The following is a 25,984-nucleotide window of genomic DNA, read 5'->3' as shown; positions in this document are numbered from 1 at the left end:
TTTATGAAAAGTCATTGGCTATTTGCCTTAAATATGTTATGATTAAACAGAAATAGAATCTAAAGTAACAGTTCAGCTATCAGGGATGGGGCTGGATTGTTATAATTTAACAGATAGGAGATTGATTACATGAGAGATGAAACAAAATGCCTCCGCTCTGGATATACGCCGGCTAACGGTGCCCCGGGCGTTATGCCTATTGTGCAGAGTACGACTTATGTCTTTGATTCTACCGAGCATATCGGCGATTTATTTAACTTACCTACTGAGCATATGTATTCCCGTTTTTCTAATCCTACAACAGAAGTGGTAGAGAAAAAGATTGCTGATCTGGAAGGCGGCGTGGGCGCTATGTGTACTTCTTCAGGACAGGCAGCCAACCTTTTCGCGGTTTTAAATCTGTGCAAGGCAGGGGACAGTATTATCAGTGTGCCTGATATTTATGGCGGCACAGTGAATCTTTTTTCAGCGACATTAAAGCGTCTGGGCATTGAGTGTATTTTTGTGGATAGCGACGCCGATGAGGAGACGATCCAGAAAGCCTTTAAACCAAATACAAAAGCGGTTTTCGGCGAGACACTGGCTAATCCCGCTCTGGTTGTCTTTGATATTGAAAGATGGGCGGCCATCGCCCATAAAAATAATGTTCCTCTCATTGTTGACAATACCTTTGCCACACCGATGCTGTGCAAACCTATTGAGTTTGGCGCAGATATTGTCACCCACTCCACAACAAAATATATGGACGGACATGCCCTTCAGGTTGGCGGTGTAATTGTGGACAGCGGAAACTTTGACTGGACTTGCGGGAAATTTCCTGAGTTTACAGAGCCGGATGAAACTTATCACGGAGTGATCTATACCAAAGACTTTGGCAGAGCAGCCTATATTATTAAGGCCCGCATGCAGTTAATGAGAGATTTTGGCGCTTATCCAGCCGCCCACTCATCCTTCCTGTTAAATCTTGGACTGGAGACACTTCCGGTGCGCATGGAGCGTTATTGCAGCAACGCTCTTAAAGTAGCCCGTTTCCTTGAGGGCAGCGATAAGATTGAGTCGGTCAAGTATCCCGGTCTGGAGAGCGATCCGGATCATGAACGGGCGAAAAAATATCTGCCTAAAGGCTGCTCCGGGGTGATCTCTATTGTGATCAAAGGCGGAAGGGATAAGGCCGTTGAATTTATGGACGGTCTTAAAATGGCTTCAAACGAAGTCCATGTAGCGGATATCCGCACATGCGTCCTTCATCCGGCCAGCGCCACTCACCGCCAGCTTACCGATGAACAGCTTGTAGCCGCCGGGGTTACTCCGGGAATGGTGAGGGTATCTGTGGGTCTAGAAAATGTGGAAGATATTATAGAAGATCTGAAGCAGAGCCTGGACCGCCTGTGATCGTGCAGGCTTTATGGCAAATGTCAAAAGAACATAGAATATGATCTTACAGACGACGGTATTTTTTGACCGCCGGCTGGGGGTGAATGCCTCTGTTCCGGGGAGAACGGAGGCATTTTTAAAATGGCCAGCCGTCAGGGATGACTAGATCAAAGAGGTACATTTTTATATGGAAAAGGTATGTAAGATGAAAAGAAAGATTTTTACAGATATTTTTAATGTTTCCATGGACAGGGAAAATGTTTTATTTAAAATTAACTGCTCAGAGGACAGCCCGGTTTATGACGAGGTGATTGAGACGTATAATCAGCTTCTGCCCTGGTTTATGAATCATGTGCGCCCCATGGCTGTTGTGGCATGGGAGAGTCCATGTCAGTCTTTGGAGGATATCCCCCCGGAGCTTGACAACAAAACAGGACTGATGTATATGATCCAAACCGCAGGGCTTGGGCCGGAGGAGGAAAGCCGGCGCAGGTTTGCAGAGGGCGACTATCTGGCGGGAATGCTTCTGGACGCCATGGCGGATGTGTATCTGTTTTCCATGGATCAGTTTTTGTTTCCCATGTTGAAAGAAATCTGCCGGGAGGAAGGTTTTGGAATCGCCTGCCGGAAGGAAGCGCCCACAGATCTTCCCCTGGATTTTCACCAGTATATATACGACCGCTGTCTGAAGGATCTTGATGGGATTTTTAAGCTGAGCAGCGGATTTATGTTTACGCCGGTAAAAACAAGCTGCAATGTCCTGGAACTGACGGCGGACAAAACTGCGTTTGAGGCGAGACACGATTGCAGCCGGTGTCCGCTGAAAAACTGTCCGGTGAGATTAATGCAGCAAAAAGGCTGAGATGTAAGAAAGGGACAAGATGGTAAAGATTACAATCGCGGATGGAAAGACAGAGAAAGTTTTTGGGTGCGTGGAAGGCGACAGTATTTTAGTGACACTGAGAAAAAACAATGTCTATGTGCCTGCCTACTGTGATGGGAGAGGTACCTGTAAAAAATGCCGGGTGCGTCTCATTGAAGGTGAACTTCCAGTGACTGATGAGGACGCCGCTGCATTTACGCTTCGCCAACTGGAGGAGGGATGGCGTCTGTCCTGCCGGGCTTTCCCTGAGAAAGACTGTGTTATCGTCCTTGAAACACAGAAAGAAGAGGACTTTGAAGTTCTTGGCGGTCGGGATAAAGTTCAAATGGAGGGGGCGCCGGAAGTTCACCGGACCAAAAAAAGTGACGGCCATTTGGAAAAAGCGGATCTGGACAATAGTGAAGCAAGGGCATTTGGGGTGGCTGTAGATGTTGGGACAACGACCATTGCTATGGAACTTGTGGACTTAAAAGATGGGCAGGTTCTGGCCTGGGAGAGCAGTATTAACCATCAGAGGGCTTACGGTGCCGATGTTATTTCCCGCATACAGGCATCGGTGGCCGGACTGGGATCCGCCCTTAAAAAGTCGGTGTGGACCGATCTTATAGAAGGAGTGGCTGCCCTTGAAGAAAAGGCCGGTATTTTGTCCGGCCATATTGAAAAAATGACAGTGGCGGCCAATACGACCATGATCCATCTCCTTATGGGGTATAGCTGCGAAACTTTGGGGGTAGCGCCATTTACCCCGGTGACCACTGATCCTATTCATTCCCGGATCAAAGAGGCTGCCGGGGATGTTCTGAGCCGGGAAGAAATCCTTAAATACGGGAAGATGGAATTGATCATCCTGCCGGGAATTTCCACCTACGTTGGGGCGGATATTGTGGCAGGAATGCTTGTGTGTGGCTTTGATCAGATCAAGGCGCCGGCCATGCTCATTGACCTTGGTACGAACGGGGAGATGGTTATCGGCGGCAGGACAATGAGAGTGGCTACTTCCACAGCCGCTGGTCCGGCCTTTGAAGGGGGAAATATTTCCTGGGGGACAGGAAGTGTCGGTGGTGCTATCTGCGCCGTGTCCTATAAAGACGGAGAGATGGCCTATGAAACCATCGGTAATAAGCCTCCTGTGGGGATTTGCGGCACCGGCGTGCTGGATATTGCGGCAGAGCTGGTAGGTCATGGCCTGGTGGATGAAACCGGACTGCTGGATGAGGATTATTTTGACATAGGGGTTAAGATTGCTGATGGACCTGGAGAAGAGCCCATTACTTTTACCCAGAAGGACATCCGGGAGATCCAGCTTGCCAAGGCGGCGGTCCGGGCAGGGATCAATGTGCTTCTGAAAAGATACGGCACCAATGGGGCTGATCTGGCCAAGGTGTATCTGGCCGGGGGGTTCGGATTCCGGCTGAATATAGACAAAGCTGTGGCCATCGGCCTTCTTCCGGAAAGTTTTTCCGGAAAAATAACCGTGGTAGGCAATGCTTCCCTGAAAGGTGCCCTCATGTGCCTTTTAGACGAAAACCTTATAGGGAGAGCCTGGAAAATGGCGAGAGATACTCAGGAGATCAGCCTGGGAAATGATGGAGACTTTAACGAATATTTTATGGAAGCTATGTATTTTGAGCGTTAATGTCCTTTGACTTTTTCTAAAAAAATTGATACTATGGTGAAAGCGTCAAAAGGTATTTTGAACCTGTGATGCTGCGGAGATTGTTCCGTATTGAATATGAAAAAATAAAGGTGGTTGTGAAATGAATCAGTCAGAACTTAAAATGACGGCCAACGAAATCCGAAAAGGAATCCTGACTGCCGTACACAGCGCGAAGTCCGGCCATCCCGGCGGGTCTTTGTCATCGGCGGATATTTTTACCTATCTGTACTTTGTGGAATTAAATATTGATCCCCAAAATCCTGATAAACCGGACAGAGACCGGTTTGTTTTATCCAAAGGCCATGTGGCGCCGGGGCTTTACGCCACTTTGGCCCAGCGGGGATATTTCCCCAGGGAGGATCTTACGACGCTGCGTCATGTAGGTTCCTATCTCCAGGGACATCCGGATATGAAACATATTCCGGGCGTGGATATGTCCAGCGGTTCTTTGGGACAGGGCATTTCCGCCGCTGTAGGTATGGCTCTGTCGGCCAAGTTAAGCCAGGAAGATTACAGAGTGTATACCCTTTTGGGCGATGGGGAACTGCAGGAAGGCCAGGTGTGGGAGGCTGCCATGTTTGCAGGCGCCAGAGGGCTGGATAATCTGGTTGTGATCGTGGACAACAACGGTCTTCAGATTGACGGAAATATTGCCGACGTGTGTTCCCCTTACCCTATCGGCAAAAAGTTTGAAGCCTTCAATTTCCATGTTATTGATAATGTGGATGCCCATGATTTTACTGCTCTGGACGCAGCGTTTAAAGAAGCCAGGCAGACAAAAGGCTGCCCATGTGCCATTATCGCTAAAAGTGTTAAGGGCAAGGGTGTTTCCTTTATGGAAAACCAGGCCGGGTGGCATGGTACGGCACCCGATGACGAGCAGTTTAAAACAGCCATGGAAGAATTAGAAAGGTTAGGTGCCCTGTTATGTTAGAAGTAAAGAAGATCGCCACACGGGAAAGTTATGGAAATGCCCTGGTGGAGCTTGGAAAAGAACATGAGGACGTTGTTGTCCTTGACGCGGATCTGGCGGCGGCAACAAAGACGGGGATTTTTAAAAAGGCTTTTCCCCAGCGGCATATTGACTGCGGTATTGCGGAATGCAACATGATGGGCATTGCCGCGGGGCTTGCAGCTACCGGGAAAGTTCCTTTTGCCAGCTCTTTTGCCATGTTTGCCGCAGGAAGAGCTTTTGAGCAGGTGCGCAATTCCATTGGATATCCCCATCTGAACGTTAAGATCGGCGCCACCCATGCCGGCATTTCTGTCGGCGAGGATGGGGCCACTCATCAGTGTAACGAGGATATCGCACTGATGCGGACGATCCCAGGAATGGTTGTGATCAACCCTTCCGACGATGTGGAGGCGAAAGCCGCTGTCCGGGCGGCCTATGAACATCAGGGGCCGGTATATATGCGTTTTGGACGTCTGGCTGTCCCTGTGATCAACGATCGTCCGGACTATAAATTTGAGCTGGGCAAGGGCGTTGTGTTAAAAGAGGGCAGCGATGTGGCGGTCATTGCCACGGGATTGTGTGTCAGCGAAGCACTGGACGCGGCGGCAATGCTGGAAAAGGACGGTATTCATCCGATGGTGATCAACATTCATACTATTAAACCTTTAGATACGGAGCTTGTCATTTCCGCAGCCCAAAAAACCGGAAAGGTCGTGACAGTGGAGGAACATTCTGTCATCGGCGGCCTTGGAAGCGCCGTATGCGATGTCCTTTGCGAGAATGCCCCTGTAAAGGTAAAAAAGATCGGCATTAACGATTGCTTTGGCGAATCTGGACCGGCTGTGGAGCTGATCTCAAGGTATGGTCTGGATGGAAAAAGTATTTACGAGAAGATTAAGGCATTTTTATAATCCTCCGGGATGATGTGCGATTTTTATCAGAAATAGGAGAATTTATACAGATAGAAGGCAAACGCCTGAGGGCGGGATTTCTCCGGCCAGTAAAGGGTTGAGAGCCTTTCAAAGCGCTGCCGGTCATAAAAGGAGACCGCGCAGGCGCTGTCTGTAAAGAGGCAGATCTGTCCGACACCCATGGACAGCATATAGGCGTGGAAGCTGCCAAGGAGGGACAGAGCCACGCCCTGGTGACGGAACCGGGGATCTACGGCTATAAAGATCAGTTCGCCCTGGAAGGATTCAGGGCAGGTCTGCAAAAGCCAGCGGTCAGCTCTGTTAAAAAGACGGTAGGCATTGTAATAGCTCCGGCCCAGGCGGCTGGCAAGAAGACGCAGGACAAGCAGCTTTTTTTGTGCCGCTGCATGTAAATGGACAGTCCGCTGTCCCTGGCAGCGGCCCAGGATCAGTCCAATGAGTTTTTGACCTACATAGGCGCCTTTGGCATAGCTGCACCCGCAGAAGCTGTCCATAAGATACAGGTGGTGCAAAAGCCGCTTTTGTGGATACAGAGGGGCGTTTTTGGGATTTTGCAGACGGTCTATAAAGTCTGTCAGATCACGGCTGTCTCTATATGTAATCTCCCGGTAAGAGATGGAATGAATATCCGGCATCTTTAAATTTCCTCCCTCAACATTATCCTATCAGTTATCTATGAGAATAGCATTTTCCGGGACGCAATAAATGAAAAAGCTGTCGAGGGTGAAAACATAATTTTTTGACAGAGATATCTTTTTGAGAAGATAGGTATATACTGATTATAAGCGGCATAAAGGAGGAGTGTATGAATACGTTAATCGGGGTAATGATACCGTTATTGGGAACAACTTTAGGCGCGGCATGTGTGTTTTTTCTGAGAAAGGAACTTTCTTCTCTGGTGCAGAAAGCTCTTCTTGGGTTTGCTTCCGGGGTGATGGTGGCCGCCTCTGTGTGGTCTCTTTTGATCCCATGCATGGATATGTCTGAGCATATGGGGAAGTTTGCCTTTGTCCCTGCGGCTGTGGGGCTGCTTCTGGGCATAGCCTTTCTGCTGGCCATGGACCGGGCGGTGCCTCATCTCCATATGGGTGCTGATAAATCTGAGGGGCCGAAAACTTCCTTAAAAAAAACAACTATGCTTGTCCTTGCGGTGACACTTCACAATATTCCTGAGGGAATGGCGGTGGGTGTGGTGTTTGCAGGAATGCTGGCCAGCAGCACTCAGATCACGCTTATGGGCGCTATGGCCTTATCTATCGGCATAGCCATCCAGAATTTTCCGGAAGGAGCAATCATCTCTCTTCCTCTGCGCAATGAGGGCATGAGCCGGAGAAGGGCATTTTCCAATGGATTTGTTTCCGGTGTTGTAGAACCTGTGGCTGCGGTAATTACTATTGCCCTGGCTGGCTGGATCGAGCCGGTACTCCCTTATTTGCTGTCTTTTGCCGCCGGGGCCATGCTTTATGTGGTGGTGGAAGAATTGATCCCGGAGGCCAGCGAGGGGGAACACAGCAATATCGGCACTATTGGATTTGCCGTAGGCTTTGTGATTATGATGGCTCTCGACGTGGCTCTTGGATAAAAATCGGAAAATAAAAAAAGGAACGCTTCACAAAAGACAGTTTCAATGTCTTTTGTGAAGCGTTCCTTTTTTTTCGGGATGAGTATGGGATTGCGGTCATCGGATAGGAGAGTGTTTATCCCTCCATATTTTCAATGGCCATGACAGAATCCCGGCCAAAGAGCATATTGATAAAATCCAGGGCCAGATCCTGATGATTACCGGAAATGATAACGCCGATGGCCATATCTTCCAGCATAATTCCTTTTTCCTGGAAATAGCTTACGTTGTCTAGGCGTATGCCGCAGTAAAAGGTTCGCTCCACGGCGCCGTCGGCCATCTCCTCCTCGGTAGGAGTATAGGTGGTTTCAAAGAGAACGCCTTCCTCCTTGAGCTGTTCAAAAAGATCCTGAGGAAGAACTTCTTCAAGGTCTGAGAACATATTTTGCGCTCCGTAATATTCAATGGCAGAGGCCGGCCCCACCATTAGATCCGCTCCGCCGCTTAAAACGAGAGCCATAAGTTTCTGGAGCATGGCAGCGTAGGAAGCGTCGCTGTTTCTGGCGGAGAATGAGATTGTGTCGTCAAAACTGATAGGATCTTTCTCCTCCTCATAGAGGGCTATATACTCACGAAAATCGTCATTAATAGATTGGTAAGCTGTGTGGGTATCTTCACAGTAAGTGTCGCACATGAGCATGGTCATGGCGTCAGGATTATAGGCAAGCTGAGCCTGGACAAAGGCGGCCACAACTAAAATACAGACCGCAAAGATCAACATCCAGAATTTGTAGTAGGTCCAAATATAATCAACTTTCTGGCGAAAATTCATTTTCGACAGTTTTTCACGCTCTTCTTTAAATGCGTTTGACATTCTTCTCAACCTTTCTTTATCTCGAATATAGAAATTTTAGTAACAGTTCATCCCGCCTATTTTTGATGGCTGAACTGTTACAAATTTTATCATATTTGTATGAAACTTGCAATTTCAAATGGCAATGGTTTATGAAAGTTTTATAATTTGATGAGACAATCGACAAAAGGTCATCAATTTCAAGCTTGTATGAAATTTTATGACTTTGTAGCACGAAAAACACCGAGGCCAATTTGGCGTATTGCCGATTGCCTTTTATGTGTGAATCATGTAAAATAAGAAAAGAGCGACCGCGGTAAAAGCGCGGATCAAGTGAAGATGGAGGAATTGAAATGAACGACAGATATCAGACCCCTTTGGCAGAGCGCTATGCCAGCAAAGAAATGCAGTATATTTTTTCACCGGATAAAAAGTTCAGAACATGGAGACGCCTGTGGATCGCATTGGCAGAGACAGAAAAAGAGCTTGGACTGGACATTACCGATGAGCAGATCGAGGAACTGAAAGCCGCCAAAGACGATATTAACTATGACGTGGCAAAGGCGAGAGAAGCTCTGGTACGCCATGATGTTATGTCACATGTTTACGCTTACGGCCAGCAGTGCCCTAAGGCTAAAGGGATCATTCATCTGGGAGCCACAAGCTGTTATGTGGGAGACAATACAGATATTATTCTTATGAAGGAAGCCCTTCGCCTTGTTCACCGCAAATTGGTCAATGTTATTGATGAGCTGGCAAAGTTTGCCCGCACATATAAAGATCTGCCAACTCTGGCATTTACCCATTTCCAGCCGGCCCAGCCGACAACTGTGGGAAAAAGGGCAACTCTCTGGCTTAACGAGCTTGTTATGGATCTGGAAGATGTAGAGTATGTGATCGGCAGCTTAAAACTTCTGGGGTCCAAGGGGACTACGGGAACACAGGCCAGTTTCCTGGAACTTTTTGACGGGGATCAGGAGAAATGCCGCGAAGCTGACCGGCGTATTGCCAAGAAGATGGGCTTTGATTCCTGTTATGCTGTATCAGGCCAGACATACTCCAGGAAAGTGGATTCCAGAGTGATCAATGTGCTGGCAGGTATTGCCGAGAGCGCCCACAAGTTTTCCAATGATATTCGTCTTCTCCAGCATTTAAAGGAGATCGAGGAGCCTTTTGAAAAGAATCAGATCGGTTCTTCCGCTATGGCTTACAAGAGAAACCCAATGCGCAGCGAGCGTATTGCCGCTCTGTCCAGATATGTGCTGGCAGATATGTTAAATCCGGCCATTACGGCGGCAACCCAGTGGTTTGAGCGTACACTGGATGATTCAGCAAACAAGCGCATGAGTATTCCAGAGGCATTTTTAGCGGTGGACGGTATTTTGGATTTGTATATGAACGTAGTTGACGGCCTTGTTGTATATCCCAAAGTGATCCGTCAGCACCTTATGAATGAGCTGCCTTTCATGGCCACAGAAAATATTATGATGGATGCGGTAAAAGCCGGCGGGGATCGCCAGGAACTCCACGAACTGATCCGGGAACATTCTATGGCTGCCGGAAGGGTAGTAAAAGAGGAAGGCAAGCCAAACGATCTTTTAGAGCGCATTGCCGCAGACCCTGCCTTTGGCATGACTATGGAGCAGCTCCAGGCCATTATGAAGCCGGAAAACTTTGTGGGACGGGCACCATGGCAGGTTGAGGAATTTCTTGACCAGGTGGTGCAGCCCATCCTTGACGCCAACAAAGACGTCCTTGGCATGAAAGCCGAGATCAATGTGTAAACGGATGAATGTTATCCGATAGATCAATGTGACAGGACGGGCTCTCTGATAAAATGGGGAGCCGGTCCTGATTTAAAAATTAATGGGGGATCGCCATGATCGCGCTGAATATTGTGGATGTACGGGATTTTATGTCTAAAATGCTGGTGCATAACACTTTCGATAAGTTTTATCTCTGCGAAGCCTCGGTGGAAACGTTTACATCCTTCCAGTTTGGAGGACCCCTGCATAAAAGCTATTATTCAGCTTCGGAGCAGGAGGCACTAGGTGACCGGACGCTGACGCTGTGGCAGGAAATGAAGCCTTTTGCCTATGAGCTGATCCGGGGAAAGAAACTTCCCCTGTCTTTTAAGTTTGTCTTTGCCCTCTCTCACGAAAATCTGACATGGCTGCTGGAACACAATCACACAGGTATTGACCCGTCCAACGTCAGCGGCCTGTTTCTAAATGTGCGGTATGAAAATAAAAAAGTCACCTGTGTCACGGGAACTTCTTTTAAGACTTTTATCATGGATAAATCTCTGGAACACCTCTGGGATGATACTGCTCTGAAATTTATGAAGCAGAATCAGATCGGGGTGGAGGTGTGTTAGTTTATAGTAAACGACAAATATATTTGTCGTTTACTATAAACCCTCCGGGAGGATGCGCACGATTTTTGCAGGGAAAGATCTGCGCTTTGCGCAGCAAAAATCGGCGCGGGAAACGTCATAATAAAAATTATTATGACGTTTCCTATAGAAAAAAGCGGGTAGCTTCATCAAACAGTGAAGCTACCCGCCTTTTGTATGAGTGCGCCCGGATGGACGCTGTGCGGTCGTCATACCACTCCGAGCAACTGGAGTACGAGTGCGCCTAGCAGGATAGGGAGAACAAGGCACACGACGGGAAGGAATCTTGACTCCTTCTCTTCACCTGTGAACGCCTTTTTGGGGTTATTGAGATAGTACAGAGTCAGCATGACAGGTGGCGTTACTTTACGCATGTAGCGGCAGGTATACTTCCTGCCGTCCACCTCATAAACGTATCTCGCGTGGAACCAAGAGTCAACGCTGTAACCCGTCGTGTCATCATCCCATGTTTTGACGCGCATTGCTTGGACTACGTGTCCGAGGGAAGCTGCGCGTTCCCTACGCCTGTTCTTTCTCTTATAGCTTCTAAAGATCTTGATTTCCAAGACGAAAAAGAGGATTGCGACGGCGAGGCCGCAAAGAACCCTAATGTCAAGAATCTCCCAAAGCCCAGCGATAAGTTCTGGTAACTTTTCCATTTCCACACCCCCTGAGTGGTTTTCTATAATAAATATTTTACCATGTTTATAGTCTAAATGGAAAGACCGGGATTAAAAAGATATCTCCGCTCTGCGAGATGTCCAGTGTCCAGCTACCGGCATACGGGAAATCGGAAATTGGTCACAAAAAAGTTTAAAGCTGAATTGTTACCCAAATTTTCCTCATATGTCCTGCGCCATACAGCGTGTACATGAGATTTTACTGGATTTGTTAAATTAACATAATTTTATTAGCACTCACTAAAAATGAGTGCTAATTTTTTCTTGACATTTACTCTGATAAGGATTAAAATAAGTTTCAGAAACAGACAAAAAATGAATGATGTGTCCGGAGGACGGACTGCGCTGACTGGGCGGCGGAGACTGCGGCCAGTCACTTTTATCATATAGAGGAGTGATTCATATGAATAAACAGGGTAATTTATCCATTAACAGTGAGAATCTGTTTCCCATTATTAAAAAATGGCTGTATTCAGACCATGATATTTTTTACCGAGAGCTGATCTCCAACGGCTGCGATGCTGTGACAAAGCTGAAAAAGCTGGAGATCATGGGAGAATATCAGCTTGAAGATAACGAAAAGTTTAAAATCCAGGTGGTTGTCAATCCCGATGAGAAGACTCTGAAATTCATTGATAACGGTATCGGTATGACTGATGAGGAAGTGGAGGAGTATATTACTCAGATCGCCTTCTCCGGAGCCACTGATTTCCTTGAAAAATATAAAGATAAAACCAATGAGGATCAGATTATCGGACATTTTGGTCTTGGCTTTTATTCGGCCTTTATGGTGGCTGATAAAGTGACTATTGATACATTATCCTGGCAGAAGGATGCCAAGCCGGTTCACTGGGAGTGCGACGGGGACAGTGAGTACTCGATCAGCGAAGGCACACGGACAGAGCGGGGAACAGAGATCACCCTGTATCTCAATGAGGAAAGTTTGGAATTTGCCAATGAGTACAAGGCCAGAGAAGTTATTGAGAAATACTGTTCCTTTATGCCGGTAGAGATTTATCTCTCCAAAGAGGGCAATGAGCCGGAGTATGAAACTATCGACGAGGATGAAGTTAAACCGGAAGATACGGTAGTCGAGCATATTGTGGAGCCGGCCAAGACCGAGGAGCGGGAGAAAGAAGACGGCACCAAGGAGACTGTGGAGGTAACTCCGGAGCGCAAACGGGCTAAAATCCTGCAGCGTCCTCAGCTTATGAATGATATCCATCCGCTGTGGACAAAACACCCCAACGACTGCACCGAGGAAGAGTACAAAGAATTTTATCGCAAAGTGTTTATGGATTACAAGGAGCCTTTGTTCTGGATTCATCTGAACATGGATTATCCATTTAATCTGAAAGGTATTTTGTACTTCCCTAAGATCAACTATGAATATGAGTCTATTGAAGGCAAGATCAAACTGTACAATAACCAGGTCTTTATCGCCGACAATATTAAAGAAGTGATTCCGGAGTTCCTTATGCTGTTAAAAGGCGTAATTGACTGCCCGGATCTTCCGCTGAACGTATCCCGTTCTGCTCTCCAGAACGATGGTTTTGTCCGCAAAATTTCGGATTATATTACCAAGAAAGTGGCTGATCGCCTGTCTGGTATGTTTAAGACGGACCGGGAAAATTACGAGAAATATTGGGATGATATTAATCCATTCATTAAATTTGGATGCATTAAAGATCAGAAGTTTAACGAAAAGATGAAAGATTATATCATCTACAAAAATCTTGAAGGCAAGTATATTACTCTGGATGAATATCTTGAGGCAGCCAAGGAAAAACATGAAAATCAGGTTTTCTATGTGACTGATGAAGAGCAGCAGTCTCAGTATATCAATATGTTTAAGAAAGAGGGCCTTGATGCTCTGATCTTAAAACACAATATTGACCAGCCTTTCATTTCATCCCTGGAGCAGGCTAAGGAAGGCGTGAAGTTTAGACGTATTGATACGGATTTGGCAGATGTATTTAAGGAAGCTCCGTCGGAGGAGGAGACAAAGGCTCTTGAGGAAGACGGAAATAAGCTGACAGATATTTTCAAAAAAGCCCTCAGCCGTGAGACGCTGACCGTTAAGGTTGAGAAGCTTAAAAATCCTGACGTTTCTTCTATGATCACATTGTCCGAGGACAGCCGGAGAATGCAGGATATGATGAAGATGTACGGTATGGGAGATACATCTATGTTCGGCGGGGAGGGTGAGACACTTGTCCTCAATGCCAATAATGATCTTGTTCAGTACATTTTGGCAAATCCGGACGGGGAACATACAGATCTGATTTGCCAGCAGCTCTATGACCTGGCTCTGCTGGCACACAAGCCGCTGCCAGCAGACGCGCTGACAAAATTTGTTGAGCGCAGCAATAAGATTATGAAATTGCTCGCGAAATAAAACTAAAAAAGATAAGAAGACTCCGGAAAAAAATCACAGTGATGTTTTTTTTCCGGAGCTTTTTTCTGCAATTTTTTGTGCTTGCAGTTTTAGAAATTTGAACTTTTCAGAAAAAACAAATTACCTTAAAGACGCATAAAAGCCGCAACTGCCTGCTCCAGGGCCTCCTGATCAGCGGCGCCCATGAGTTCTCGTGAAGAATGCATGGCCAGTAGAGGTACGCCGATGTCCACGGTTTTCAGCGGGATATGGGAGGAGATCAGGGAAGCAATGGTGCCGCCTCCGGCCATATTGGAACGCTTCGCGAACCGCTGAAATGGAATGTTAAAATGGCGGCAGAGCTGGATCATAGCCCCGGTGGCCTCGCAGTCCCAGGCATATCTTTGGTTGCTGTCGGTCTTAATGACAAAACCTTTGCCAAGAACAGGGAATGAAGTGATGTCAAAGGTGGCAGGGTAGTTGGGATGGTACCCATGGCCCACGTCAATGGACAGGATCATGCTGTCACTGATATCGCTGTAGCATTCCACGCTGGATTTTCCAAAAGAAGCCCAGATTTTTTCAAGGACAAAATTTAAAGTGGAAGCGTCCGCTCCCTGTTTAGTCTGACTGCCCACTTCCTCGTTGTCAAAGAGAGCCGCCAGACTGACGGTGTTTTTGGGGCATCCGGCAATGAGGCCGTGGATGATGGCGGAGACTGCCGTCGTATCGTCCAGGCGCGGGGAACTGATAAATTCGCCGTGGAGGCCCACATGGGCAGGGGCGTCCATATTGTAAAGGTAAAGTTCATAGTCCAAAAGATCATCCAGGGCAATATTTTCATGGCGGGCAATGTATTCCAGGAGCAGATCATTTTTATTGAGAGTATCTTCAACCATACCCAGCACTGGCATGAGATGGGTCTGTTTGTCAATGGCTACGCCCTCGTTAACTTGATGGTTCATATGTATTGCCAGGTTGGGAATAATGCATACCGGTTCCTTCAGGTCAACATATCGGATCTGGGGATGGAGGATATCCCCGCTCTTGACAGCTATTTTTCCGGCCAGGGACAAGGGACGGTCAAAAAAGGTATTCAGGATAGGGCCGCCGTAAACTTCCACATTAGCCTGAATATACCCCTTTTTTGTAAATGTTGGCGCCGGTTTGATCTTCAGGCACGGCCAGTCCACATGGCCGGCAGCGATGCGGATACCGTTGGACAGATCCAGATCTTTTCCCAGGCGGAAAGCGAAAAGTTCGCCGGAAAAGGTTTGGCAATAATAGGCTCCTCCGGGAGTCAGATCCCATGGGGTTTTCATATCAAGGGCCACGAATCCGGCATCTTCAAGCTGCTTGCGGGCGTGGATCACTGTATGAAAGGGGGATACGCCGGCTTCAAGAAAAGAAAATAGATGTTTTACAGATAAATTTTGTGACATTTTCCTACACTCCTCTTTATCGGTCGTTGCCGGACACAGATTCCTGTGTCCAGAGCATATATGACATCATAACGAATCTTACGGGGGAAGTCAAGGCGGTGATAAAGGCTGGGATATTCTCAGTTTAAGACGGCAACGCCAAGATTAAGATAGGCGGCGAACACAAGCCAGAGAATATAGGGGATTTGAAGTTTTGCACTGATTTTGGAAATCTGGCTGTATCGCAGGACCATCATAATGACAAGGATCAGAAGAAGAAGGAGCCAGAAAAAAGCTGTGAGGTAGTATTCAAGATTAAAAAAGATCAGCGGCCAGACAAAATTTACGGCAAGCTGGGTATAATGAAGCGCCAGTGCTTTCTGTTTTGCCGGGGAGGCAGACACGGCAACCTTATAGGCAGAGATGCCCATAAGGACGTACAGGGCTGTCCAGGCAATGGGAAAGACAATAGACGGGGGCGACAGGGGCGGATGTTTGGCAGCCATATAGGCAGACATATGATCTTTAATGAGAAAGCCTGAGAGCCCGCCCGCGGCCAGTGGGACAGCCAGAGAAATAATAAGGGCTTTCAATGAAATTTTTTTTAATATACCGTTGGAATGCAATAAAAAAGCACCTCCTGATTTTAGGACTCCCTTGGGAGTACACTTGTATAAATGTGATCGTGAGACACACATATTATATGTATCAGGAAGTGCTTTTATTCCCGCAGCAGTGAGCCAGGCGGACACGCTTGCAGCGGGATATCTGCTTGTTTGTGATCAAGAGATCATTTCATCATTTTATCAATGAGAGTCATGATCTCGTCGATTTTTTGCCCGGATTCCTCAGAACTCATGGATTCTTTGACACAATGTTCCATATGAGCGTGAAGGATTTCTTTATTGATTTTGTTAAGGATCGCCTGGGTGGCCAGAAGTTGATTGGAAATATCAATACAGTACCGGTCCTCCTCCACCATATTTAAAATTCCGTCCAACTGGCCCCGGGCGGTTTTTAAAAGCCGGGTAATATTTTTCTTATCTGCTTTCATTGGATCTCCCCTTGAATATTACCGAACTGCGGTGACTTCGTAGCCAGCGTCGGTGACGGCTTTGATGAGAACGTCGTCGGGAACATCTTTGGTGAGAGTAAGCTTCGCGTTTTTGTCTTCCAGGCTGACAACCGCCGATACTCCGTCAATACCGTTTAACGCTTTTGTCACATGGGCGACACAGTGGTTACACATCATTCCTTCGATCATCATTGTTTTTTCCATTACAGATTCCTCACTTTCATTTTTTTCAATAATATTTTCATCGGAAAAATTTCCCGGGGCCAAGTTTTGCGTGGAACCGCCCAACGGGGCTTTATCCTGAAAAATCGTGGTAACTTTCGCTTCGGCTGTCTGGCCGGAAGGCGCGCAATCCTCCGTGGAATCAATGCCTTTGGGCTTAAAAAATTTAAGGCGGAGAGCATTGGTTACTACGCACACAGAGCTGAAGCTCATAGCCGCGGCGCCGATCATCGGGTTAAGTTTTAAGCCGAGCAGGGGATAGAGAAGGCCGGCGGCCAGAGGAATCCCCAGAGAGTTATAAAAAAACGCCCAAAACAGATTTTCTTTGATGTTGCGGATTACAGCTTTTGAAAGCTGAATGGCTGTGACTGCGTCTAAAAGATCGCTTTTCATCAATACGATATCGGCAGATTCAATGGCCACATCCATTCCCGCGCCGATAGCAATACCTACGTCCGCTCTGGTCAGCGCCGGGGCGTCGTTTATGCCGTCGCCCACCATAGCCACACACTGGCCTTTTTCCTGAAGCTGGCGAACTTCTTTCTCTTTATCCTGGGGCAGGACATCGGAAATTACAGTATCCGCGCCGACAATTTTTCCCACCGCCCTGGCAGTGCGCTGATTGTCCCCTGTAAGCATAACAACTTTAATGCCCATATGTTTCAGTGCCTTGATGGCTGCGGCGCTTGTAGGTTTGACAACATCTGCGGCGGCGATAATACCGGCCATAGCATTGTCGCAGGCAAAGTACAAAGGCGTCTTGCCTTCGCCGGAAAGCCGGTTTCCGGCCTCAAGCCACGGGCTGTTATCATCGTTTTGGCTAATCCCCTGGATGTGTTCTTCTTCAAGAAACTTTAAATTGCCGGCAATATAATGATGTCCGTTAATATCTCCCCGGATGCCCCGCCCAGGTACTGCCTGAAAATGGTCTACCGGCAGAAGGGAAAGCTTTTTTTCTTTGGCGTATGACAGGACTGCTCCGGCCAGGGGATGTTCTGAAAGCTGTTCCAGGGAGGCGCAGATCTGGATAAATGTATCCGGATCAAAATTGCCCGACGGCAGGATATCAGTCACCCGTGGTTTCCCCATGGTGATTGTGCCGGTCTTGTCAAGTACAACAGTGTCGACTTTATGGGCGGTTTCCAGAGCATCACCGGATTTTATAAGGACGCCGTACTGGGCGCCTTTCCCGGTACCGACCATAATGGCTACCGGCGTGGCAAGACCAAGAGCGCAGGGGCAGGAGATGACAAGGACGGCAATGCCAATGGACAGGGCGAATGAAAAACTTTCACCGATAATGAAAAACCATATGAGAAATGCCGCCAGAGCAATGGTCATTACTGTTGGAACAAAAATACCGCTGATCTTATCTGCCAGCTTCGCGATAGGCGCTTTGCTGGCGCTGGCTTCCTGGACAAGGCGTATGATCTGGGACAATGTGCTGTCCTCCCCGACTTTGACGGCCCGGATCTTTAAGGCGCCGTTGCCGTTAATGGAGGCGGACAAAACTGTGGAACCCTTGCTTTTTTCCACAGGGATGCTTTCGCCGGTAAGGGCGGATTCATCGACAGAGGAATGACCTTCCTCCACCTGTCCGTCCACAGGAACTGAGGCGCCGGGACGTATGAGAAGAAGATCTCCGGGCAGTACATTCTGAGCGGGAATTTCCTCCTCGGAGCCGTCCTCGCGGATGCGCACCGCTGTTTTTGGAGCCAGATTGACCAGTTTTTCAATAGCCTCGGAAGTTTTGCCTTTTGAGCGTGTTTCAAGAAACTTGCCAAGGGTAATCAGTGTGAGGATCATTGCTGCGGATTCAAAATAAAGGTCGTGCATATAGTGTTCCACCAGGTCTATACGGCCATGTCCCTGGCCGTAAGCCATCTGATAAATAACAAATATGCCGTAAACCAGGGCTGCGCTGGAACCGACAGCAATGAGGGTGTCCATATTGGGAGCGCCTTTAAAAAGCATCCGGTATCCGTTAATATAGTATTTTCGATTGACGTAAACTACTGGAAGTGTCAGCAGAAGCTGAGTAAAGGCGAAAATCACCGCATTTTCCGCTCCGACAAAAATAGCAGGAACGGGAAGTCCCATCATATGTCCCATGGCAATATACATCAGCGGAATCATGAAAATAAAGGACACGATCAACCGGAACTTCATATTTTTTATTTCCCCGGCCATAGGATTGACATAAGTCTTTGCCCCTGGAGCTGAAGAAATGCCGCAGCCGACACCGCATGAGCTTCCCCTTCCCTGGGCGGACACAGGGATGTCCTTCGGGGAAGCGCCGTACCCGGCATGTTCCACGGCACGGCATATATCATCGGCAGTGAGCATAGATTCATCGTAATCAACTTTCATGGAAGCTGCCAGAAGATTAACAGATACTTCCCGGACACCTTCCAGTTTGGCCACGCTTTTTTCCACATGGGACGAGCATGCAGAACAGCTCATGCCGGTTACATTAAATGTCTGTTTCACAAAAAAACACCTGCCTCTCAATTAATCCCTACACCCTGGGTGGGGTGTTTATATTGTGAGTATAATTTGATAAGCGGATTTTGTCAAGCACCAAATTTTGGACAACAGTTCAGCACCAAATTTTGGACAACAGTTCAGCCATCAGGGATGGGGCGGGCTGAACTGTTGCTTCATTGCTTTCAGCCATCAAGGATGGCGCGGTGGTTTATCCTTCCAGAGTGGAATCCATACATAGATTGTGCCGCGGCGGGCGCGGCACATAAAAATCATTTTTCACCGTATTTCTTTTCAAAAAATCGGACGATCCCGTAGAGCATGGTGGCCATAATACAGAGGATGACAATACTCATCATGACCCAGTCCAGTTTAAATACCTGGCTCCCATAAATGATCAGATATCCCAGCCCTGCGTTGGCGGCGAGAAATTCTCCAATGATGACGCCCACAAGGCACAGACCGATGTTAACCTTCATGCTGCTGATCAGCGCCGGGAGATTTTGGGGAATGACCACTTTAAAAAGGATATCCTTTTTATTGCCGCCGAGGGTTTTTACCAGTAGTATTTTGTCTGGATCTGTGTTGACAAAATCTGTGTAAAGATTAATGATGGTGCCAAAAACAGCAAGCATAATGGCGCAGACAATAATCGTTTTCATATTATTGCCCAGCCATACGATAAGAATCGGAGCCAGGGCAGACTTGGGGAGACTGTTCAGGGCGATCAGGTAGGGCTCAATGACCTGGGAAATACTTCGTTTCCACCAGAGGATGACAGAAGTTACAAGTCCGAGGGCGAGAACCAGGAAAAAGCTGATGAATGTTTCAAGTAGGGTAATTCCCATGTGGAAAAAGATTTCCCCTCCCGGAAGAAGGTCAATAAATGCCTGAATGAGGCGCACCGGACTGCTGAAAATAAAAGGATCAATGAGAAAAAGGCGGGCAGCCCCTTCCCAGAGAAGAAAAAATAAAACCAAAATGAATACGCGCAAAAAAATGACCAGTTTTTTGTCCTGTTTATAGCGCCGGATAAATTCAGTCTGGGTCATAGGCAGGGAAGATTTAGTTTTCATCGTGAAGTTCCTCCCAGAGCATATTAAAATATTCCCGAAATTCCGGGGCGCTTCTCGCTTTGAGAGGCGTTTTCTCCGCCACGGAGAGGCGGATGGGCACAATTTTTTTTACCGTACCCGGACGTTTGGTCAGGACAAGAACCCGGTCGCAAAAACTGATAGCCTCTGAAATATCGTGGGTAACAAGAATGGCACTTTTGTGTTCTTTGCGAAGAATCTGGTAAATGTCCTCGGAGACACTTAAACGGGTTTGGGAGTCCAGGGCGGAGAAAGGCTCATCCAGCAAAAGCATTTCAGGCTGCAGGGCCAGGGTGCGTATCAGAGCGGCCCGCTGGCGCATACCTCCCGAAAGCTGAGAGGGGCGGGCATTTTTAAAGTTTTCCAGGTCGTATTCACGAAGCATCTGATCAATTAACTTTTTTTTCTCGTCGGTAAGTTGATGATGGATCTCTAATCCAAGGGTAATATTTTTATAAATAGAACGCCATTCAAAAAGATGATCTTTTTGAAGCATATATCCAATGGGAGTTTTATCTGAGGCATCCGTCAGATCAGCCATGATAATCTCACCGGATGTGGGCGTCAGAAGTCCGAAAATCAGGGACAGGATCGTGGATTTTCCGCTGCCTGACGGGCCGATGATCCCAAGAAATTCATTTTCATAAACGTCGAAGGAGATATTTTCTACAGCTTTTGTTTCGCCGGTCAAGGTATGATAGGAAAAATCAAGGGAGCGGATCTCCAGTATTTTTTTCATCAATAATCCTCCTTTTTTTCCATATATAACTAACATATGCATCAGAAAAGAAATTGCCGCAGCTAATGCTGCTTGATCGCGCCATTTCATGCCGAATGATTATAGAAAACGACAAATGTATATGCCGTTTTCTATAAAACTTCCGGGGGATGCACATGATTTTTGCAAGAAAAGATCTGCGTTTTGCACAGCAAAAATCGGCGCGGGAGAGGGCATGATAAAAAATTAGTATGCCCTTTCTGATAAAAAAATTAAAAAAATCAAAAAAAATATGTCACGTTTTTTTATGTACTTCCGTTTGTTAATATAAAGATTTTTTAGGAGGTACTATACTTATGAAAAAAACAGTGTCTAACCCAGTGATGTATGAGGCTTTTGCGGGTATGTGCAAGATTGCCAAGGAGGAGGGCGGCGTTATGCATAAAGTTATGGCCATTGATATGGGTATCGAGTTTAGTGTGTTCAGTAAATTGCTGACAGGAAAACGGCCAATCAGCGAACATTACGCGGCAAAAATCTATAAATATTTCAGTGATGCCAAATGGGCGTCCTACGGTCCGTCTCTGGTGAAATACATTTGTGATCGCTTTAAAATCCCGGCGACAAGTCTTTTATACCGGAAGATGGCTGCAAAAGAGTATAAAGATCTTGTATCCTACCTGTTTTTTGAGTTGAAACTTCAGGATATCGGTTCAACGGTCGATCTGCTCAATCTGTTCTTGTCTTATTTGAAAAAATATCTGAAGACTATTTTGGAAGAACATTCTGTAGAATGTGATGGCTACAGAATTATTAACGATGATTCTTTTCAGAAGCTGGAAAAGGATGTGAATCTTCCTCAGAACTGTGTTATTACAGTAGGACAGCCGTCAGAGTCAGGCTGGGTAAAACGAATATGCATATTGATTTGTCCATATCAGTGGGATCATGAGCGAATGATTTTTGATAATCCTCTGTTTATTGAAACTTTTAAAAACTGTATGGTTATCCGCCTGAGAGAAGAACGGGCTCAAAGTCTATGTACCATGGATAAAGTTGAGAATTTTACCGGAGCGTCGGCAGAATTTGAGACGATTTATACCGGACGTCTGTGCAGCAACGCCAAAGAACTGGCGGAAATCATTTTCAAAAAAATCTGCAGAGATCTGTTAAGCTGAACTGTTAATTTACTTCCGATCTGATAGAGAGTAAGGGTTAACAAAAGTCCACAATTATGGTATACTGATGAAACGAACGAAAAAGGAGATGAAGCTATGAGTAAAAATAAAGCAAATACCGGCGCGCTGTGCGCTGTTTTAGTGATTGTTGCCATGATCGTGGGAATTTTGATCGGTATTCTTATTGGAAGGACAATGGGATCATCCTCCCAGAATCAGGAATCAGAAACTTTTTTGGAAACTACGGATCTCAATGTCGGAGAATCCCAGACGGATACCGGAACTTCTGTGGAAGAGCAGACGGGACAAAACAATGAGACAGTGCCCCAATCCGGCGAGAGTGGTGGAGAAGTGACGGTGCTGACCATTAACGGACGCTCGGTCTCAATGGAAGAGATTAACTATTATCTGTATCAGCAGAGAGATTATTTTGTGAGAGAGTATGGAGAAGAGCCGTGGAGTATAGTCATGGATGACGGGCGGACGGTGGGCGAGTATGCCAAGGAACAGCTCTACAATGACATTGTCCGCACCCAGGTTCTGATCGGACATGCTCAGGATTATGGCATTTCTCTGGCGGATGAGATGAATGCTCAGCTTGCGGATTCCGCTCAGGAATATGTGGATGGGTTAGGGTCAGAAATCTGCCAGCAGTTTGGTCTGAATACATCCGCTATCGCAAAGGTGTACCAGGATCAGGAACTGGCCAATGCTGTAACTACCGCTGTTAGAGATGAGCTGAGTGCCCAGATGGAGTCCGATGAGAACTACAGCGGACTCTCGGAAGAAGATTTTTCTTCAGCATTGGACGACGCTTACAATGCGCTGTACACCCAATGGCTTGAGGACGCCGACATCCAAACCACAGATATTTGGGATACCATTGTGGTTGGTTCAGCAGGGTGATCTGGAGGAAAGCATATGCGTTATGATTCTGTGATCCAGGGGACTTTTTTGTCACGGCCTAACCGATTTATTGCTGTTGTAGATATTTTGGGCCGGGAGGAAAAAGTTCATGTGAAAAATACAGGCAGATGCCGGGAATTGTTAATTCCCGGTGTCTGCGTTTTTCTTGAGAAAAGCCGTAATCCGGCAAGAAAGACTGCCTATTCTCTTATTGCTGTCCAAAAGGGGGATCGCCTGATCAATATGGATTCCCAGGCTCCAAATGCGGCGGCATGGGAGTATCTTTTATCGGGAATGTCATGGATAAAGCCAGATCTTGTCCAGCGGGAGAAGACCTACAAAGATTCCCGCTTTGATCTGTACTATGAACAGGCGGGGAAAAAAGGCTTTATTGAAGTGAAAGGCGTGACTTTGGAGGAAGACGGTGTCGTTCTGTTTCCCGATGCCCCTACGCTGAGGGGATTAAAGCATATCAAGGAGTTGGAGAACGCGGCTTGCCAGGGCTATGAGGCTGAAATCTGGTTTATCATTCAGATGGAAAATGTGCGCTATTTTACGCCCAATATCCGTATGCAGCCGGAATTTGGCCAGGCACTGAAAGACGCTAAGGGGAATGGCGTAAAGATCCATGCCCTATGGTGCCATGTCACGGAGGATTCCATGGAAGTTGCCGGCGAAGTGCCTGTCATTTTGTAAATAACATTAAGGGGAGAAAATATGAGCATTTATGAAACATTAAATCCTGTTCAGCAGGAAGCTGTGTATCACACGGAAGGGCCTTTGCTGATCCTGGCCGGAGCAGGGTCTGGAAAGACCCGTGTTCTGACCCACCGTATCGCCTATTTAATTGATGAGAAAAATGTAAATCCATGGAATATACTGGCCATCACCTTTACCAATAAAGCGGCGGGAGAGATGCGGGAGCGCGTGGATCAGATTGTCGGTTACGGTTCGGAAAATATCTGGGTCAGCACTTTCCATTCCACATGTGTGAGAATTTTGCGCCGGTATATTGATAAGATAGGCTATGAGCGGAATTTTACCATTTATGATACAGACGATCAGAAGTCGGTTATTAAAGAAGTGTGCAAACAATTAAATATTGATACAAAAATATATAAAGAGCGGACGCTTTTATCTGCCATCTCATCAGCGAAGGATGAGCTGGTTACGCCTAAAGAACTGCTGGGGCAGGCTCACGGTGATCTTGCCCGGACCAGGGTTGCCAATGTCTATGAGGCCTACCAGAAAAAATTAAAAAGCAATAACGCCCTTGATTTTGACGATCTGATTATGAAAACGGTGGAGCTTTTAAAAACCCAGCCGGATGTGCTTGACTACTATCAGCAGCGTTTCCGCTATATTATGGTGGACGAATATCAGGATACTAACACGGCTCAGTTTAAATTTGTCAGTATCCTTGCGGATAAATATCAAAATCTCTGTGTGGTGGGCGATGATGATCAGTCCATTTACAAATTTCGAGGGGCAAATATTTATAATATTTTAAACTTTGAAAAGCAGTATCCTCAGGCCAAAGTTATAAAGCTGGAGCAGAACTACCGGTCTACAAAAAATATCCTCGCGGCGGCCAACGGGGTGATCAGCAACAATGCCGGAAGAAAGGACAAGGCGCTGTGGACCTCCAATGAACGGGGAGATCTGGTAGATTTCTGCCAGTATAACACAGAGTACGAGGAAGCAGCGGGGGTTGTAGATGATATTTATATGCTGGCCAAAGATCATCAGGTTAGCTATAAGGATTGCGCTGTCTTGTACCGCACCAACTCCCAGTCCCGTGTCCTGGAAGAAAAGTTTGTGCTGCGGGGAATACCCTACCGCATGATCGGCGGGCAAAATTTTTACGCCCGCAAAGAGATTAAAGATCTTCTTTGTTATCTGAAGACCATTGATAACGGACAGGATGATCTGGCTGTACGGCGCATCATTAATGTTCCCAAACGGGGGATCGGAGCCACTTCATTAAGCCGGGTGGATGATTATGCTCTTAACCATGGCGTTAGCTTTTTTGAGGCTCTTGAAGACGCAAAAGAAATACCGGGGCTTGGAAAGGCTGGCTCAAAGATCAGCGCCTTTGTCAATATGATTCAGGTGTTTCGGGCCCAGTCTGAATATATTTCCCTGAGCCAGCTTTTTGATGATATTCTTGATGAAACAGGCTATGTCAAAGAGCTTGAAGATGAAAAGACAGAGGAAGCCATGGGCCGTATCGAAAATATTGAGGAATTGCGGAATAAAATTGTGGCTTACGAGGAAGAACATGAGCATCCGGATCTCAGTGAATTTCTCGAAGAAGTTTCGCTGGTGGCGGATATAGACAGCCTTGACGAGACCAATGACAAAGTTGTCCTTATGACTCTCCACAGCGCTAAAGGACTGGAATTTCCTTATGTCTTTATGACCGGCATGGAGGACGGCCTATTCCCAAGCTATATGTCTATTGTCAGTGACGATTCCATGGAGATCGAAGAGGAGCGGCGTCTCTGTTATGTGGGAATCACCCGTGCCATGAAGCATCTGACTCTGACCTGCGCAAAATCCCGTATGGTCCACGGTAATACTCAATATAACAAGATCTCAAGATTTGTCCGTGAAATTCCGGCAAAACTCCTCCATTCCAACCGGCCTTTGGAAGGGGATTCTGACCGAACATGGAGCCGTTACGGCGAATTTTCTCAAACGGAACCATCTCAAAGTTTCGGCAGATTTGGAGCAGGCATTCAGAATAACAGCAGCGGGCTTAAAGGCTTTCAGAGCGCGGAATACGGCAGGGCCAGTGTTAAGGGCGCAGACAGTTTCAGTGGGGGACCAAAGAGTGATGGAAGCAACTCTATATCCCAGGGACGTTCTAAGCTGGACGAGCTTCTTAAAAGCCAGAAAATTTTTAAGGGCAGCGATATTTTTAGTAAGAAAAGTTCAAACCCCTCCTCAGACATCTATGGGGGAAAAATGAATGTTTCCGCTCGTCAAAAGATTGAAACGGCTCAAAACCTGGCGTCCGGACTGAATTACGGAGAAGGAGACCGGGTAAAACACGTGAAATTTGGCGAAGGAACAGTAGTTTCCATTGTCCGGGAAGCGGCGGATTACGTGATTACAGTAAGCTTTGATAAGGCCGGCGTCAAGAAGATGAAAGCCGGGTTCGCGAGGCTTAAAAAGATCTGAACATGTAACTATTTGTTGTAATTTTGACATGTT

General features: G+C 46.8%; 22 protein-coding genes. 13 read left to right on the top strand and 9 right to left on the bottom strand.

Annotated elements, in window-relative coordinates; all coding sequences use genetic code 11:
* Nucleotides 1-129 precede the first annotated feature (129 nt).
* The 5 genes from HNP82_RS00110 (at nucleotide 130) to HNP82_RS00090 (ending at nucleotide 5,780) form a co-directional block, all read left to right on the top strand.
* The gene (locus HNP82_RS00110) at nucleotides 130-1,392 is read left to right on the top strand and encodes an O-acetylhomoserine aminocarboxypropyltransferase/cysteine synthase family protein (protein WP_183770105.1); all 1,263 of its coding nucleotides are present in this window, start codon (nucleotides 130-132) and stop codon (nucleotides 1,390-1,392) included.
* A gap of 187 nt (nucleotides 1,393-1,579) precedes the next feature.
* Nucleotides 1,580-2,236 (top strand): hypothetical protein, encoded by a 657-nt coding sequence (locus tag HNP82_RS00105; RefSeq protein ID WP_183770103.1) that lies wholly within the window; start codon nucleotides 1,580-1,582, stop codon nucleotides 2,234-2,236.
* A gap of 19 nt (nucleotides 2,237-2,255) precedes the next feature.
* Nucleotides 2,256-3,893: an ASKHA domain-containing protein gene (locus tag HNP82_RS00100; RefSeq protein WP_183770101.1), complete on the top strand. Its 1,638-nt coding sequence runs from the start codon at nucleotides 2,256-2,258 to the stop codon at nucleotides 3,891-3,893.
* A gap of 121 nt (nucleotides 3,894-4,014) precedes the next feature.
* Nucleotides 4,015-4,848: a transketolase gene (locus HNP82_RS00095; protein ID WP_183770099.1), complete on the top strand. Its 834-nt coding sequence runs from the start codon at nucleotides 4,015-4,017 to the stop codon at nucleotides 4,846-4,848.
* Nucleotides 4,842-5,780, top strand: coding sequence for a transketolase family protein (locus HNP82_RS00090; protein ID WP_183770097.1), 939 nt, complete (start codon nucleotides 4,842-4,844; stop codon nucleotides 5,778-5,780). The genes HNP82_RS00095 and HNP82_RS00090 overlap by 7 nt, the downstream gene beginning before the upstream one ends.
* 26 nt (nucleotides 5,781-5,806) lie before the next feature.
* Here HNP82_RS00090 and HNP82_RS00085 read toward each other — a convergent pair whose 3' ends face one another.
* Nucleotides 5,807-6,436 (bottom strand): GNAT family N-acetyltransferase, encoded by a 630-nt coding sequence (locus HNP82_RS00085; protein ID WP_183770095.1) that lies wholly within the window; start codon nucleotides 6,434-6,436, stop codon nucleotides 5,807-5,809.
* Nucleotides 6,437-6,606: 170 nt separating this feature from the next.
* On the opposite strand from HNP82_RS00085, the gene HNP82_RS00080 reads away from it, so the two are divergent.
* Entirely contained in the window at nucleotides 6,607-7,383 is a 777-nt protein-coding gene (locus HNP82_RS00080) for a ZIP family metal transporter (RefSeq protein ID WP_183770093.1), read from the top strand.
* A gap of 115 nt (nucleotides 7,384-7,498) precedes the next feature.
* Here the strand turns inward: HNP82_RS00080 and HNP82_RS00075 are convergent, their stop codons facing one another.
* A complete protein-coding gene (locus tag HNP82_RS00075; RefSeq protein WP_183770091.1) occupies nucleotides 7,499-8,236 on the bottom strand; it encodes a hypothetical protein in 738 nt (245 codons plus the stop codon).
* 332 nt (nucleotides 8,237-8,568) lie between these two features.
* Between HNP82_RS00075 and purB the strand changes: the two genes are divergently transcribed.
* Together purB and HNP82_RS00065 are read left to right on the top strand one after the other, a co-directional pair.
* Nucleotides 8,569-9,999 carry an adenylosuccinate lyase gene (gene purB, locus HNP82_RS00070; RefSeq protein ID WP_183770089.1) on the top strand — a complete coding sequence of 477 codons (1,431 nt, stop codon included), beginning with the start codon at nucleotides 8,569-8,571 and terminating at the stop codon, nucleotides 9,997-9,999.
* 95 nt (nucleotides 10,000-10,094) lie between these two features.
* Nucleotides 10,095-10,592: a DUF5721 family protein gene (locus HNP82_RS00065; RefSeq protein ID WP_183770087.1), complete on the top strand. Its 498-nt coding sequence runs from the start codon at nucleotides 10,095-10,097 to the stop codon at nucleotides 10,590-10,592.
* Between the two features lie 227 nt (nucleotides 10,593-10,819).
* Here HNP82_RS00065 and HNP82_RS00060 read toward each other — a convergent pair whose 3' ends face one another.
* A complete protein-coding gene (locus HNP82_RS00060) occupies nucleotides 10,820-11,269 on the bottom strand; it encodes a hypothetical protein (protein WP_183770085.1) in 450 nt (149 codons plus the stop codon).
* A 424-nt stretch (nucleotides 11,270-11,693) separates the two neighbouring features.
* Between HNP82_RS00060 and htpG the strand changes: the two genes are divergently transcribed.
* Nucleotides 11,694-13,688 (top strand): molecular chaperone HtpG, encoded by a 1,995-nt coding sequence (gene htpG, locus HNP82_RS00055; RefSeq protein WP_183770083.1) that lies wholly within the window; start codon nucleotides 11,694-11,696, stop codon nucleotides 13,686-13,688.
* Nucleotides 13,689-13,813: 125 nt separating this feature from the next.
* On the opposite strand, the gene HNP82_RS00050 is transcribed toward htpG, so the two are convergent.
* From HNP82_RS00050 to HNP82_RS00025, 6 genes are all read right to left on the bottom strand, one after another.
* Entirely contained in the window at nucleotides 13,814-15,109 is a 1,296-nt protein-coding gene (locus HNP82_RS00050) for a M18 family aminopeptidase (RefSeq protein ID WP_183770081.1), read from the bottom strand.
* Nucleotides 15,110-15,228: 119 nt separating this feature from the next.
* On the bottom strand, nucleotides 15,229-15,714 hold the full coding sequence (locus HNP82_RS00045) for a TspO/MBR family protein (RefSeq protein WP_243164586.1): 486 nt from the start codon (nucleotides 15,712-15,714) through the stop codon (nucleotides 15,229-15,231).
* 164 nt (nucleotides 15,715-15,878) lie between these two features.
* On the bottom strand, nucleotides 15,879-16,142 hold the full coding sequence (locus tag HNP82_RS00040) for a metal-sensing transcriptional repressor (protein ID WP_183770079.1): 264 nt from the start codon (nucleotides 16,140-16,142) through the stop codon (nucleotides 15,879-15,881).
* Between the two features lie 18 nt (nucleotides 16,143-16,160).
* Nucleotides 16,161-18,875, bottom strand: coding sequence for a heavy metal translocating P-type ATPase (locus HNP82_RS00035; protein ID WP_183770071.1), 2,715 nt, complete (start codon nucleotides 18,873-18,875; stop codon nucleotides 16,161-16,163).
* Nucleotides 18,876-19,141: 266 nt separating this feature from the next.
* Nucleotides 19,142-19,945 carry an ABC transporter permease gene (locus tag HNP82_RS00030; protein WP_183770069.1) on the bottom strand — a complete coding sequence of 268 codons (804 nt, stop codon included), beginning with the start codon at nucleotides 19,943-19,945 and terminating at the stop codon, nucleotides 19,142-19,144.
* Entirely contained in the window at nucleotides 19,935-20,702 is a 768-nt protein-coding gene (locus HNP82_RS00025; RefSeq protein ID WP_183770067.1) for an ABC transporter ATP-binding protein, read from the bottom strand. The genes HNP82_RS00030 and HNP82_RS00025 overlap by 11 nt, the downstream gene beginning before the upstream one ends.
* Nucleotides 20,703-21,037: 335 nt before the next feature.
* Here HNP82_RS00025 and HNP82_RS00020 point away from each other — a divergent pair, with 335 nt between their 5' ends.
* The 4 genes from HNP82_RS00020 to pcrA all read left to right on the top strand — a co-directional run bounded on the left by HNP82_RS00020 (nucleotide 21,038) and on the right by pcrA (nucleotide 25,951).
* On the top strand, nucleotides 21,038-21,859 hold the full coding sequence (locus HNP82_RS00020; protein ID WP_183770065.1) for a hypothetical protein: 822 nt from the start codon (nucleotides 21,038-21,040) through the stop codon (nucleotides 21,857-21,859).
* 96 nt (nucleotides 21,860-21,955) lie between these two features.
* A complete protein-coding gene (locus tag HNP82_RS00015) occupies nucleotides 21,956-22,765 on the top strand; it encodes a SurA N-terminal domain-containing protein (protein WP_183770063.1) in 810 nt (269 codons plus the stop codon).
* A gap of 15 nt (nucleotides 22,766-22,780) precedes the next feature.
* The gene (gene sfsA, locus HNP82_RS00010; RefSeq protein WP_183770061.1) at nucleotides 22,781-23,461 is read left to right on the top strand and encodes a DNA/RNA nuclease SfsA; all 681 of its coding nucleotides are present in this window, start codon (nucleotides 22,781-22,783) and stop codon (nucleotides 23,459-23,461) included.
* A 21-nt stretch (nucleotides 23,462-23,482) separates the two neighbouring features.
* Nucleotides 23,483-25,951: a DNA helicase PcrA gene (gene pcrA / locus HNP82_RS00005; RefSeq protein ID WP_183770059.1), complete on the top strand. Its 2,469-nt coding sequence runs from the start codon at nucleotides 23,483-23,485 to the stop codon at nucleotides 25,949-25,951.
* Nucleotides 25,952-25,984 lie beyond the last annotated feature (33 nt).

The organism is Catenibacillus scindens (assembly GCF_014202115.1).
Taxonomy (GTDB): Bacteria; Bacillota; Clostridia; order Lachnospirales; family Lachnospiraceae; genus Catenibacillus; species Catenibacillus scindens.
Note: the sequence above shows the minus strand (reverse complement) of the source record. Positions and strands in the feature narration are given on the sequence as shown.

Excerpts from the sequence above, each read along its gene's own strand:
- HNP82_RS00100 (WP_183770101.1), top strand. The coding sequence starts at position 2,256 with ATGGTAAAGATTACAATCGCGGATGGAAAGACAGAGAAAGTTTTTGGG.
- sfsA (WP_183770061.1), top strand. The coding sequence starts at position 22,781 with ATGCGTTATGATTCTGTGATCCAGGGGACTTTTTTGTCACGGCCTAAC.
- HNP82_RS00060 (WP_183770085.1), bottom strand. The coding sequence starts at position 11,269 with ATGGAAAAGTTACCAGAACTTATCGCTGGGCTTTGGGAGATTCTTGAC.
- HNP82_RS00050 (WP_183770081.1), bottom strand. The coding sequence starts at position 15,109 with ATGTCACAAAATTTATCTGTAAAACATCTATTTTCTTTTCTTGAAGCC.
- HNP82_RS00025 (WP_183770067.1), bottom strand. The coding sequence starts at position 20,702 with ATGAAAAAAATACTGGAGATCCGCTCCCTTGATTTTTCCTATCATACC.
- HNP82_RS00110 (WP_183770105.1), top strand. The coding sequence starts at position 130 with ATGAGAGATGAAACAAAATGCCTCCGCTCTGGATATACGCCGGCTAAC.
- HNP82_RS00020 (WP_183770065.1), top strand. The coding sequence starts at position 21,038 with ATGAAAAAAACAGTGTCTAACCCAGTGATGTATGAGGCTTTTGCGGGT.
- HNP82_RS00040 (WP_183770079.1), bottom strand. The coding sequence starts at position 16,142 with ATGAAAGCAGATAAGAAAAATATTACCCGGCTTTTAAAAACCGCCCGG.
- HNP82_RS00075 (WP_183770091.1), bottom strand. The coding sequence starts at position 8,236 with ATGTCAAACGCATTTAAAGAAGAGCGTGAAAAACTGTCGAAAATGAAT.
- HNP82_RS00080 (WP_183770093.1), top strand. The coding sequence starts at position 6,607 with ATGAATACGTTAATCGGGGTAATGATACCGTTATTGGGAACAACTTTA.
- htpG (WP_183770083.1), top strand. The coding sequence starts at position 11,694 with ATGAATAAACAGGGTAATTTATCCATTAACAGTGAGAATCTGTTTCCC.
- purB (WP_183770089.1), top strand. The coding sequence starts at position 8,569 with ATGAACGACAGATATCAGACCCCTTTGGCAGAGCGCTATGCCAGCAAA.
- pcrA (WP_183770059.1), top strand. The coding sequence starts at position 23,483 with ATGAGCATTTATGAAACATTAAATCCTGTTCAGCAGGAAGCTGTGTAT.
- HNP82_RS00105 (WP_183770103.1), top strand. The coding sequence starts at position 1,580 with ATGAAAAGAAAGATTTTTACAGATATTTTTAATGTTTCCATGGACAGG.
- HNP82_RS00065 (WP_183770087.1), top strand. The coding sequence starts at position 10,095 with ATGATCGCGCTGAATATTGTGGATGTACGGGATTTTATGTCTAAAATG.
- HNP82_RS00030 (WP_183770069.1), bottom strand. The coding sequence starts at position 19,945 with ATGAAAACTAAATCTTCCCTGCCTATGACCCAGACTGAATTTATCCGG.
- HNP82_RS00090 (WP_183770097.1), top strand. The coding sequence starts at position 4,842 with ATGTTAGAAGTAAAGAAGATCGCCACACGGGAAAGTTATGGAAATGCC.
- HNP82_RS00095 (WP_183770099.1), top strand. The coding sequence starts at position 4,015 with ATGAATCAGTCAGAACTTAAAATGACGGCCAACGAAATCCGAAAAGGA.
- HNP82_RS00085 (WP_183770095.1), bottom strand. The coding sequence starts at position 6,436 with ATGCCGGATATTCATTCCATCTCTTACCGGGAGATTACATATAGAGAC.
- HNP82_RS00015 (WP_183770063.1), top strand. The coding sequence starts at position 21,956 with ATGAGTAAAAATAAAGCAAATACCGGCGCGCTGTGCGCTGTTTTAGTG.